The 11,950-nt window shown below is 71.2% G+C and carries 10 protein-coding genes; 6 read left to right on the forward strand and 4 right to left on the reverse strand.

Translation table 11 applies throughout. From position 1 onward, the window contains the following. The first annotated feature begins 58 nt into the window (after window positions 1–58). The 3 genes from ADK54_RS29785 (at window position 59) to ADK54_RS29795 (ending at window position 3,127) form a co-directional block, all read left to right on the forward strand. Window positions 59–904: a hypothetical protein gene (locus ADK54_RS29785; protein WP_053728844.1), complete on the forward strand. Its 846-nt coding sequence runs from the start codon at window positions 59–61 to the stop codon at window positions 902–904. Between the two features lie 34 nt (window positions 905–938). Next, window positions 939–1,700 (forward strand): hypothetical protein, encoded by a 762-nt coding sequence (locus tag ADK54_RS29790; protein ID WP_053728845.1) that lies wholly within the window; start codon window positions 939–941, stop codon window positions 1,698–1,700. A gap of 104 nt (window positions 1,701–1,804) precedes the next feature. Further along, the gene (locus tag ADK54_RS29795; protein ID WP_053728846.1) at window positions 1,805–3,127 is read left to right on the forward strand and encodes a DUF2637 domain-containing protein; all 1,323 of its coding nucleotides are present in this window, start codon (window positions 1,805–1,807) and stop codon (window positions 3,125–3,127) included. Between the two features lie 7 nt (window positions 3,128–3,134). Here the strand turns inward: ADK54_RS29795 and ADK54_RS29800 are convergent, their stop codons facing one another. Both ADK54_RS29800 and lysS read right to left on the reverse strand, forming a co-directional pair. Then, complete coding sequence (locus tag ADK54_RS29800) at window positions 3,135–3,359, reverse strand: hypothetical protein (RefSeq protein ID WP_053728847.1); 225 nt, start codon at window positions 3,357–3,359, stop codon at window positions 3,135–3,137. A gap of 124 nt (window positions 3,360–3,483) precedes the next feature. Then, on the reverse strand, window positions 3,484–5,211 hold the full coding sequence (gene lysS / locus ADK54_RS29805) for a lysine--tRNA ligase (protein WP_053728848.1): 1,728 nt from the start codon (window positions 5,209–5,211) through the stop codon (window positions 3,484–3,486). 168 nt (window positions 5,212–5,379) lie between these two features. Here lysS and argS point away from each other — a divergent pair, with 168 nt between their 5' ends. Further along, complete coding sequence (argS, locus tag ADK54_RS29810) at window positions 5,380–7,140, forward strand: arginine--tRNA ligase (protein WP_053728849.1); 1,761 nt, start codon at window positions 5,380–5,382, stop codon at window positions 7,138–7,140. Window positions 7,141–7,179: 39 nt separating this feature from the next. Here argS and ADK54_RS29815 read toward each other — a convergent pair whose 3' ends face one another. After that, window positions 7,180–8,547 carry a helix-turn-helix domain-containing protein gene (locus ADK54_RS29815; protein WP_053728850.1) on the reverse strand — a complete coding sequence of 456 codons (1,368 nt, stop codon included), beginning with the start codon at window positions 8,545–8,547 and terminating at the stop codon, window positions 7,180–7,182. 357 nt (window positions 8,548–8,904) lie between these two features. On the opposite strand from ADK54_RS29815, the gene ADK54_RS29820 reads away from it, so the two are divergent. Further along, the gene (locus tag ADK54_RS29820; RefSeq protein WP_053728851.1) at window positions 8,905–9,633 is read left to right on the forward strand and encodes a DUF4232 domain-containing protein; all 729 of its coding nucleotides are present in this window, start codon (window positions 8,905–8,907) and stop codon (window positions 9,631–9,633) included. 74 nt (window positions 9,634–9,707) lie between these two features. Continuing rightward, window positions 9,708–10,322 carry a helix-turn-helix domain-containing protein gene (locus ADK54_RS29825; RefSeq protein ID WP_053728852.1) on the forward strand — a complete coding sequence of 205 codons (615 nt, stop codon included), beginning with the start codon at window positions 9,708–9,710 and terminating at the stop codon, window positions 10,320–10,322. Between the two features lie 22 nt (window positions 10,323–10,344). Here the strand turns inward: ADK54_RS29825 and ADK54_RS29830 are convergent, their stop codons facing one another. Next, entirely contained in the window at window positions 10,345–11,592 is a 1,248-nt protein-coding gene (locus ADK54_RS29830; protein WP_078966736.1) for a PLP-dependent aminotransferase family protein, read from the reverse strand. Window positions 11,593–11,950: the final 358 nt, after the last annotated feature.

The raw sequence follows: 11,950 nt of genomic DNA on the forward strand, positions 1-11,950 counted from the left end.
GCCCTCGGGCGGCAACCGCTTTTTCCTACGTCGTCCTGCTGAAAGGAGCCTGGAAGCCGTGCAGCGAAAGGCGTACGTGCCCGGTCTCGCGCTGCTTGTGGCGCTCGCTTCGGGCTGCTCGGCGGCCTCGGGCGGCGACGGCTCCACCGACGATTCCAAGGCGGGCGTGCCCAAGTCGGCCGCCGCGCAGCCCGGCAAGTACCGCACCCTTCCCGAGCCCTGCCGGGCCGTGAGCAAGAGTGCGCTGAAGGACATGCTGCCGGGCGCGGCCGCCCTCGCGGAGGCCGACGCCACCAAGGAGTACGCGGGCACCGCCGATCTGACCTACGACACCGACCGACGGGTCGGCTGCCGCTGGAAGGACGAGACGGCCGACGGTGTGCGAAGGCTCACGGTCGACTTCGAGCGGGTCGTCTCCTACGACCCCGCGGTGAGCGACGACGACCAGACCAAGGAGCTGTACGGGAAGAAGGAGACGGCGGCGAACCTGCCCGCCCCCAAGAGTTCCGCACCCGCCCCGACCTCCTCCGCGGCCCCGACCCCGTCCGGCCCGCCCGTCTCCGGCGCCCCCCGCACCCCGTCCGCCTCGGTGGCCCCGCCGAGCGGTTCCCCGGCCTCCCCGAGCCCCTCGGAGAGCAGCGACGGGGACGGCCTCCAGCCGCGCCGGCTGAGCGGGCTCGGTGACGCGGCGTTCCTGAACGACGTATTGTCCCCGTCCGGCTCCGACGGCGGTTCGGGGGCCGGACAACGTACCGTCACTGTGGTCTTCCGCACGTCCAACGTGATCGTGACCATCGAGTACACCGCCCAGGCCGCGGCATCCGCCGTGGTCCCCGACAGCAAGGAGCTGCAGGAGCAGGCCCAGGCCATGGCCGGCAAGCTCGTCGAGCAGTTCAGCGAATAGCGCGCCAGCGCGAAGAACGAAGAGCGAAGGAATCATGCACCGATCAGCCCCGGCCACCCCCGAAAAGGCCCACGCCCCGGCCCCGCGCATCCGGCTCGCCCGTGTCCTCGCCTGTGCCGCCGTCCCTGTGATGCTCGTCGCAGTGGGCTGCTCCTCCGACTCGGGCGGCGACAAGAAGACGGACTCCTCGTCCTCGTCGACGTCCGGCGGCACGCAGGCCTCCGCGTCGCCCTCGCTCGCCCCGGCGAAGTTCAAGAAGCTCCCCGAGGCGTGCCAGACGATCGGCGCGGGGTCGATCGACAAGTACGTCCCGAAGGCGAAGACGAAGGCGGGCGAGGTCGGCAAGACCACGGACCCGCAGGCCCAGGCGAGCTGCACCTGGAACGGCCTCGACGACAAGGGCGTCCAGGGCTCGCTCTACCGCTGGCTCGACATCGACCTCAAGCGCTACGACTCCACGCAGGGCCTCGGCACCGGCGACTCGCTGGCCCAGAAGCAGTTCGACCGGGCCGTCTCGGCCGCTCAGTCGACGGCCGACGCGAAGAACGTGAAGACCTCGCCGGTCCCCGGCCTCGGCGACCAGGCGACCGCGATCACCTTCGACCTGAAGAAGACCGACGCGGACTTCAAGTACGGCGTCGTGGTGGTCCGCACCGCCAACGTCGTGCTCGCCGTCGACTACAACGGCACCGGCTACCAGGGCGCGGACGCCCCCCAGACCAACGAGGTCCAGGAGGGCGCCACCGTCACCGCCAAGGAGGCGGTCACCGCGGTGGCCACCGCGAACAACAAGTAGCGCTCGCGCAACGATACGGAGTCCGGCCCTCCCCTGTGGGCCGGACTCCGTACGCATGTGCCAGGCTGTGCCCGCCAGTTGCTTGACAAGGGGAGGGGGCGCGGGTGGCCGCGACTCAGCTGACACGCACGCACCGCATTCTGATCGGGGTGGTGGTCGCGGGTGCCGTGGTGATCGCCGGGATCGGTTTCGCGGGTTCGTACGCGGCGGTCCGCGAGCTCGCGCTCAAGAAGGGCTTCGGGAACTTCTCCTACGTCTTCCCGATCGGGGTCGACGCGGGCATCTGTGTGCTGCTCGCCCTCGACCTGCTCCTCACCTGGATGCGCATCCCGTTCCCGCTCCTGCGCCAGACCGCCTGGCTGCTCACGGCCGCCACGATCGCCTTCAACGGCGCCGCCGCCTGGCCGGACCCGCTGGGCGTGGGCATGCACGCGGTCATTCCCGTGCTCTTTGTCGTCTCGGTCGAGGCGGCCCGGCACGCGGTCGGCCGGATCGCCGACATCACCGCCGACAAGCACATGGAAGGCGTCCGCCTCACCCGCTGGCTGCTCTCCCCCGTCCCCACCTTCCTGCTGTGGCGCCGCATGAAACTGTGGGAGCTGCGCTCCTACGAGCAGGTCATCAAGCTCGAACAGGACCGCCTCGTCTACCGCGCCCGCCTCCAGTCCGTCTACGGCCGCGCCTGGCGCCGCAAGGCCCCCGTCGAATCCCTCATGCCGCTGCGCCTCGCGAAGTTCGGCGTGCCGCTCGCCGAGACCGCCCCGGCCGGCCTCGCCGCCGCCGGCATGGAGCCGGTGCTGCTTCCGCCCGCGCCGGTGATCGTGCAGCACGAGGCGCAGCCGGAACTGCCCCCGGCCCACAACCGCTCCGCCCCCGAGGAGCCCCCGCGCCAGGCCCAGGACCAGGCCAAGCCCCCGGCCCCGCAGCCCGAGGCGGAGCAGCCCACCACGCACGAGAGCCCCTGGTTCGCCGCCCAGCACGTCTCAGCCGAGGTGTACGAGGGCACGTACGACCCGGCCTTCGCGGAGGCGGGAGCAGCAGCGGAAGCCGAGCTCCAGCCGGGCCAGGACCCGGAGCAGGAGCCCGTGATGGTCCCGGCGGGCCCCGGCCGCGAACGCCGCCTCGGTGTCCCCGGCCCCCGCGCGGCCGGCCCGCAGCCCGTGCCGGAGCAGCAGGCCCAGCAGCAGGCCCCCGCCGAACCCGCCCCCACGGACGCCGAGTTCAACGAGTTCGCGGAGACGGCCTACGAGGTCTTCCGCCAGTACTCGAACCAGTACAGCAACTACCCCACCGTCGAGGTGCTCGACATACACCTCACCGACAGCCACGGGGTGAGCTACCCCGACAGCGCGGCCCTGCTGCGCAAGCTGCACCCCCAGTTCAAGCAGCGCTTCCAGGCGGAGCTCACCGAGGACCACATCGCCTGACTGACCGTCAAGAAGCTTCGCGGCGCGGCCTCTTGCCCATCTCGGCCCACACGGCCGGGACGGCGCCGAGCGCCAGGAGCGCCAGATAGCCGCCCGGGGGGATGTCGGCGATCTTGTGCAGGAAGCCCCAGGGGCCGTTGCCGAACAGCCCGCCGGCGAAGCCGAGCGCTCCTTGGATGCCGACGACCCAGCCGAGGGATCCGACGACCTGCTTGGTGATGTTCGCGTTCATGGGTCAACGGTCGCCCGCCGCCGGGCCGGGATCATCCTGCGCGAGACGGAAACCGCACTACACCCAAAGATGCACCGAGGGCCGCCACCCGGAATCGGGTGGCGGCCCTCGGCCGTGCGCTACGTCAGGCGGCGAGCAGCTTGCGCACCCGGTCCGCGCCGACGGCGAGCAGCAGCGTGGGCAGGCGCGGCCCCGTCTCACGGCTCACCAGGAGCTTGTAGAGCAGCGCGAAGAACGAGCGCTGGGCCACCTTCAGCTCGGGCGTCGGCTTGGCGTCGGGGGCCAGGCCCGCCATCACCTTCGGCACGCCGTAGACGAGCGTGGTGAGCCCGTCGAGCGACCAGTGCGAGTCCAGGCCCTCGACCAGCAGCCGCAGCGATTCGCGGCCCTCGTCGTCGAGCGAGCCGAGCAGCTCGGTGTCCGGCTCCTCGCGGACCAGGGTGCGCTGGTCGGCCGGGACCTGGGTGGTGATCCAGTTCTCGGCGCGGTCCAGGCGCGGGCGCACCTGGTCGAGCGAGGTGACCGGGTTCGCCGGGTCCAGCTCGGTGAGGATGCGCAGGGTCTGGTCCTCGTGGCCCGCGGTGATGTCCACGACCGAGGCCAGCGTGCGGTACGGCAGCGGGCGCGGGGTCCGCGGCAGCTCACCGGCGGCCGTGCGGGCGGCCCGGGCGTACGCGGCGGCGTCGGCGGGCAGCACCGAGCCGTCGGCGACCTTGGCCTCCAGCTTGTCCCACTCGTCGTACAGCCGCTGGATCTCCTGGTCGAAGGCGATCTTGAACGACTGGTTCGGGCGACGGCGCGCGTACAGCCAGCGGAGCAGCTGCGGCTCCATGATCTGCAGCGCGTCGGCCGGGGTCGGCACGCCGCCCTTGGACGACGACATCTTGGCCATGCCGCTGATGCCGACGAACGCGTACATCGGGCCGATCGGCTGGACGCCGTCGAAGATCGACACGATCTGGCCGCCGACCTGGAACGACGAGCCGGGCGAGGAGTGGTCCACACCGGACGGCTCGAAGATCACGCCCTCGTACGCCCAGCGCATCGGCCAGTCGACCTTCCAGACCAGCTTGCCGCGGTTGAACTCGCTGAGCCGGACGGTCTCCGAGAAGGCGCACGCGGAGCAGGAGTAGGTCAGCTCCGTGGTGTCGTCGTCGTAGGCCGAGACGACCGTGAGGTCCTTGCCGCAGCCGCCGCAGTACGGCTTGTACGGGAAGTAGCCCGTCGAGCCGGTGCCGTCGTCCTCGGCCGCCGCGCCGGAGCCCTCGGCGGCCTCCAGCTCGGCCTCGTCGACCGGCTTCTGCGACTTCTTGCCCGGGGCCTTCTTGGTCCGGTACTGCTCCAGGATCGCGTCGATGTCGCCGCGGTGCTTCATCGCGTGCAGCACCTGGTCGCGGTAGACGCCGGTCGTGTACTGCTCGGTCTGGCTGATGCCGTCGTACTCGACGCCCAGCTCCGCCAGGGCCTCGATCATCGCGGCCTTGAAGTGCTCGGCCCAGCTCGGGTGCGCCGAGCCCACCGGCGCCGGGACCGAGGTCAGCGGCCGGCCGATGTGCTCGTTCCACGACTCGTCGACACCCGCGACGCCCGCCGGCACCTTGCGGTAGCGGTCGTAGTCGTCCCACGAGATCAGGTGGCGGACCTCGTAGCCACGGCGACGGATCTCGTCCGCGACCAGGTGCGGGGTCATGACCTCGCGCAGATTGCCCAGGTGAATGGGGCCGGAGGGGGAGAGTCCGGACGCGACGACGACCGGTTTGCCAGGCGCACGTCGCTCCGACTCGGCGATGACATCGTCCGCGAAACGGGAGACCCAGTCGGTCTCTGTGCTGCTCTGAGCCACGGTCGGCACGTCCTTCTTTCTCGTAATGCCTTCGTCTGCCTCGAAGAGGCTGGCACGCCCATTCTCCCAGACGGAACGAGCTCCTCCGGGGTTGCCCGTATCTCAGGAGAAAGGGGAGGGGCCCGCGTGGGAGAATCGGGGGGCAATCGTCCTCACTCCCGACAGGAACGGCACCTCATGGCCTCGGTCCATTCCCTCGCTTCCACTGTCCAGCAGCGCCTGGCGGACGCCCTCTCGGCTGCCCTGCCGGAGGCCGACTCCACCGACCCGCTGCTGCGCCGAAGCGACCGGGCCGACTTCCAGGCCAACGGCATCCTGGCGCTCGCCAAGAAGCTCAAGGGCAACCCGCGCGAGCTCGCGACCAAGGTCGTCGACCAGGTCCAGGGCGACGCGATCAAGGAGATCGAGGTCTCGGGCCCCGGCTTCCTCAACATCACGCTCGCCGACCGGGCGATCATCGAGACGCTCGCGGCCCGCGCGGCCGACGACCGGCTCGGCGTGCCGCTGAAGGAGCACCCGGGCGTCACCGTCATCGACTACGCCCAGCCCAACGTGGCCAAGGAGATGCACGTCGGCCACCTGCGCTCGGCGGTCATCGGCGACGCGCTGCGCGGCATGCTCGACTTCACCGGCGAGAAGACGATCGGCCGGCACCACATCGGCGACTGGGGCACCCAGTTCGGCATGCTCATCCAGTACCTGATCGAGAACCCCGGCGAGCTGGCCCCGCCGCAGGACGTCGACGGCGAGCAGGCCATGTCGAACCTGAACCGGGTGTACAAGGCCTCGCGCGCGGTCTTCGACTCCGACGAGGAGTTCAAGGAGCGGGCCCGCAAGCGGGTCGTCGCCCTGCAGTCCGGCGACAAGGAGACCCTGGAGCTGTGGCAGCAGTTCGTGGACGAGTCGAAGGTCTACTTCTACTCGGTCTTCGAGAAGCTGGACATGGAGATCCGGGACGACGAGATCGTCGGCGAGTCGGCGTACAACGACCTGATGCCGGAGACGGCCCGGCTCCTTGAGGAGTCCGGTGTCGCGGTGCGCTCCGAGGGCGCGCTCGTGGTCTTCTTCGACGAGATCCGGGGCAAGGACGACCAGCCGGTCCCGCTGATCGTGCAGAAGGCGGACGGCGGCTTCGGCTACGCGGCGTCCGACCTCTCGGCGATCCGGAACCGGGTCACCGACCTGAACGCGACCTCGCTGATCTACGTCGTGGACGTGCGCCAGTCGCTGCACTTCAAGATGGTCTTCGAGGCGGCCCGCCGGGCGGGCTGGCTCGGCGACGATGTCACGGCGCACAACATGGGCTACGGCACGGTGCTCGGCGCGGACGGCAAGCCGTTCAAGACCCGTGAGGGCGAGACGGTCAAGCTGGAGGACCTCCTGGACGAGGCCGCCGAGCGGGCCACCGCGGTCGTCCGCGAGAAGGCCGAGAAGGTGGGCCTGACCGAGGAGGAGATCGTCGAGAACGGGCGGTACGTCGGCATCGGCGCGGTCAAGTACGCGGACCTCTCCACCTCGGCGAACCGGGACTACAAGTTCGACCTGGACCAGATGGTGTCCCTGAACGGCGACACGTCCGTGTACCTCCAGTACGCGTACGCCCGGATCAAGTCGATCCTGCGCAAGTCCGAGGGCGACACCGCCGCCGCGCACCCGGAGCTCGAACTCGCCCCGGCCGAGCGGGCGTTGGGCCTGCACCTGGACGCGTTCGGCGATCTGGTCTACGAGGCGTCGGCCGAGTACGCGCCGCACAAGCTGGCGGCGTACCTGTACCAGCTGGCGTCGCTGTTCACGACGTTCTACGACCAGTGCCCGGTGATCAAGCCGCGCCCGGCACAGGACGTGGTCGAGAACCGGCTGTTCCTCTGCGACCTGACGGCCCGGACGCTACACCAGGGCATGGCCCTGCTCGGCATCCGGACGCCCGAGCGCCTCTAGGGTCTGTCCGGCATCAACTCCCGTGTGGGGCCGCCCGGTTCACCCGGTCGCCAGGTGGTCCCACACGTTGGTGTCCAGGCGGTACTCGTACGCCGGACGGCCCTTGACCGCGCTGGTGCGGAACGGCTTCCCGTTGTCGTAGACCGGGATCTTGCCCGAGCGGTCGCCGCTGCTCCAGGTGACCTCCAGGTACCAGCTGACGTCGTGCGCCTCGGTGTGCACCTCCAGGTCGAAGACCTCGGGGTCGGTCGTGGACACCTTGAAGGGGAAGTCCTTGGCCGGCACGACCGTGTCGGCCTGCTTGCCGGCGACCGGCTTGCTGACCGGCTGGGCCGCGTCCAGATTGATGTCGAAGCTCTGCGGGACGATGCCGCCGCCGCAGCCCGAACCCATCGAGTACGCCGTCCAGTCGAGCGGTGCCTGGCGTTCCACCACCCGCACGTTGATGCCGGTGATCACCACCGAGTCCTGGCTCTTGCCGGTCGCGGTCAGCTCCAGCTTCAGGTCACCGCCGTCGACCGCGCCAAGCGCCCGCGCCCAAGAGCGCCGGTCCTGCTCGTTCGTCGGGGGCGGCGGCACCGCACCGGGCTTCTGGTCGAGCAGGTAGAACTTGCCGCACGGCGCGTCCCAGTCGTACGAGCTGATGCCGACGCTCAGCGGAACGCCTGCCTCCGGAGTGTGCTTCTGCTGACCCTTCGGGGCCGGGCTGCCCGATGAGGGGGACGGGGAGGGCGAGCCGGACGGGCTCGGGCGCGCGCTGGGCGAACCGCTCGGCGGGCGGGCCGACGGGCTCTTGAGCAGGGGCCCGCTCTGCTTGGCGTCGGCGACCGTGGAGCTCTTGTCGTCGTCCCGCCCGGACAGGCTCGCGACGGCGACGGCGGGCACGGCGAGCGCCACGACGGCCGCCCCGATGAGCACGAGCCGAACCTTCTTGCCGCTCAGTTTCCCGCTGCCGAATCGGCTCGTACGTTTCGGGGTGGTGGGCACGACGTCGGGGAGCTCGATGGAGGAGTCCGGCGTGGTCTCCTGCTCCGCGGGCTCGGGCCGACTTTCCTGGACCGGCGCGGGCTGGGGCTCGGGCTCCTGGACCGGCGCGGGTATGGCGGCCACCGGCGCCGGCTCGGCCGCGACCGGCCCCGCGTTCGCCCCTCGCGCGCGGCGCCGCGCCTCGTCGGCCAGGATCCAGCGCCGGTGCAGTTCGACGGACTCCTCGGGGGTCGCCCCGCACAGCCGGGCGAGCCGCTCGACGGGCGCGTATTCGTTCGGGACCGCGTCGCCGTTGCAGTACCGGTGGAGCGTGGACGTACTCATGTGGAGCCTGCCCGCGAGTACTCCGTAACTGCGCCCCGAGCGGTCCTTCAACTCCCTCAGCAGCGCCGCCAACTGCTCGGACTCCGTTGTCGCCATGCCCCGGTTCCCTCCCCATCCATCCCAGGAACGCATTCCAGGGACAGGTCATTCCCCCAGGTCACAGCCGTTCCAGCGTTCCAGCTTCCCCCATTGTCCCCCGTTGATTGCGGCCCGCTCCGACCGGCCCGCAAGGTAGGTGCAGCAACCAGCCGAACAGCTCGTTCCGGGAGCAGTCCATGCGATTTCGCATCCGGTTCAACGTCGCGGATTCGATGGCCGCGGTCGTCCTGGCCGTGTCCATCGCGACCCTCATCACGCTGATCCACCACTACCGAGCCTGACGCCGGCACGGCGTCCAGGACACGTACTTCACGCACTTCACGCACTTACCGACACACGGGGAGCACCACCATCATGCGTACCAACTTCCGCATCGCTGCCGCCGCGACCACCACGCTCGTCGCCGCCCTCGCCCTGACCGCCTGTGGCGGCGGTTCCGACGACGCGAAGGCGGGCGGCCAGCCTGACGCCTCGTCCTCGGCCGCCGCCCCGGCGACCGGCGGCCCCGCTCCGGCGGCGGGTGACGCGGCGGGCGCCGGCAAGGGTTCGGGTTCGGACTCCGGCAAGGGAACGGGTACGGGCTCCGGCAAGCACCCCGGCACCCCCGCCAAGGCGACCGGAAAGTCCACGAAGAAGCCCTCCGGGGGCGGCGCCACCGACGCGCCCTGCACCGGCGCCAACGTGAAGCTGACCGCGACCGCGGTGAACCGCCCGATCAATCACATCCTCCTGACCGTCACCAACACCGGCAAGACGATGTGCAACGCCTACGACGCCCCCGCCGTCTCCTTCTCCAACGCCCAGCAGTCCCCGATCGCGGTCGACAAGGACACCATCCCCCAGGCGGTGGTGTCGCTGGCTCCGGGCGCCTCCGCGTACGCGATGGTCCGCACCCTCGGCGAGGACGACGGCGGCAAGTCGTACAACACGGGCCAGGTCGTCGTGTACTTCCGGGGCAAGGTCGGCATGGAGTCCACGGGCCCCTCCGCGTACGCCGCGCTCTCCAAGAGCGTCGCGGTCGTGGACAGCCAGGCCATGGCCACCTACTGGCAGTCGGACCTGTCCTCGATCGAGGCGTGGTAGCCGGTCTGCGGGCCGGAGTTCCCCCACGGCAACCCGTGTTGCCGATTCCGGGATACGAGAGTGGACTGCCCTCCATGGACAGACCACCGCGCGAAGGATCATCACCCGCCGAACCCTCGCCCCACCAGGCGGTACTCGACGAAGTGGGCCCCCGCCTCAAGCGGCTGCGAGCCCAGCGCGGCCTCACCCTGGCCGCGCTCGCCGAGACGACCGGGATCTCGAAGAGCACCCTGTCCCGCCTCGAATCAGGACAGCGCCGCCCGAGCCTGGAACTCCTGCTTCCGCTCGCGAGCGCGTACGGAGTGCCCCTGGACGATCTGGTCGGGGCACCCGAAGTGGGCGACCCACGGGTCCGGTTGACCCCGCACCCCATGCCGAACGGTGGCACGTTCGTCCCGCTGACCCGGAGCCCCGGCCCCCTTCAGGCGTACAAGATGCTGATCCCGCACCGGGGCACCGAGCCGGACCTGCGCTCGCACGAGGGCTATGAGTGGCTGTACGTCCTGGACGGCCGGCTGCGGCTGGTCCTCGCGGAGCACGACCTGGTGCTCGGCCCCGGCGAGGTCGCCGAGTGGGACACGAAGGTGCCCCACTGGTTCAGCAGCGCGGACAGCCGCCCGGTGGAGGTGCTGAGCCTGTTCGGGAGGCAGGGCGAGCGCATGCACGTGAGGGCGAGGCCGAAGGCGTAACCAGCTTTCCAGTCACGGCAGTTCAGGCCTTGAGGGCGCGCCCGAGCCGCCCGAGCCCCTCCCGGATCTCGTCCGGGGCGGAGGTCACGAAGCACAGCCGCAGCGCGGCGGGGTCGGGCACGCCCGCGAAGAAGGGCGCGCCCGGAACGTAAGCCACGTCGTGCTCAACCACCGTACGCAGCAAGGCAGTTGCGTCGCTCCCCTCCGGAAGGCGGGCCCACAGGAACATGCCGCCCTCGGGCCGGTTCCAGGTGGAGCCCTCGGGCAGCGCGTCGGGGAGGCCCGCGAGCATGGCGTCGCGGCGCTCGCCGTAGGCGGCGCGGACCTTGGCGACGTGGGCGTCCAGGTCGCGGTCGGCGAGGTAGCGGGCGGCGGCGAGCTGGTTGACGGTCGGAGTGTGCAGGTCCGAGGCCTGCTTGGCGATCACACAGGCCCGCAGCAGCGCGCGGGGCGCCCGCACCCAGCCGAGGCGAAGCCCCGGCGCCATGATCTTCGAGTAGCTGCTGAGCAGCACGGTCCGGTCGGCGGCGTCCTCGTACGACGAAATCCACGGCACGTGCTCGCCCTCGTAGCGCAGCTCGCCGTACGGGTCGTCCTCGACGATCCACAGCCCGCGCCGCACGGCCACGTCGGCGACCGCGCGGCGCCGCTCGGCGGTCATGGTGCGGCCGGTGGGGTTCTGGAAGGTGGGCACGCAGTAGAAGAGCTTGGGCCGCTCGCGCGCGACGAGTTCGTCGAGGGCGGCGGGGTCGGGCCCGTCGTCGTCGCAGGGCACGGCGATGACGCGGGCCCCGGCGAAGCCGAACACCTGCAACGCGGCGAGATAGCAAGGATCTTCCACGAGCACCACATCGCCGGGTTCGATCAGCGCGGCGGCGAGGAGGGTGAGGCCCTGCTGCGAGCCGGTGGTTATCAGCAGGTCGTCGGCGCCGGTGGCGAGCCCGCGCGCGCTGAGCCGGGCGGCCGTCGCGGCCCGCAGCGCCGGGCTGCCCTCGGTGGTCGAGTACTGCAGGGCGGTCGCCGCCTCCCCTTCCATCACGGCGCGGAAGGCGGCGGCCATGCCCTCGCCGTCGAACAGCTCGGGCGCGGGGAGCCCGCCCGCGAACGAGATCACCTCGGGCCGGGCGGTCAGCGCGAGGATCTCCCGCACCGGAGAGGACCCGACGGACGCGGCCCGCGCAGCGAGCACGGGCACGGCGGCGGCCTCTGCGGCTCCGGCCGGTTCGGCGGCTCCGGCCAGCTCTGCGGCTGCCGATGAGGTGGCGGGCATGGGGCGGCTCCTGTCAGTTGCTCGGACGTCCAACTACCCCGCACCCTATGCAGCGTGCTGCCGCCGCGATCAGGCCGTTCCACGATCCGGGCGGGCGCGGGAGGGGCGGGGTGCGGGGCTGGCGGGGGTGTGCGCGGACCGCGGTCCGGGAAGGCGTACCGGGCGTACGGGCTGCGGCGTGCTCCGCCGACCGGGCCAGCGGCTGGACCGCTGTACGGGCGGGCTCACGGGCGGGCGTACGGGCCGCGACCTGCTGCGATGTTCGGGCCGATGGCGGCGGCGATGTCCGGGCCACCGCAATGGCCGCTCGCCGAGTCATGTCCTGAGGCACCGCCCGACCCACTGCCACAGCCCCCGC

The organism is Streptomyces sp. WM6378 (assembly GCF_001279695.1).
In the GTDB taxonomy this organism is placed as follows: domain Bacteria; phylum Actinomycetota; class Actinomycetes; order Streptomycetales; family Streptomycetaceae; genus Streptomyces.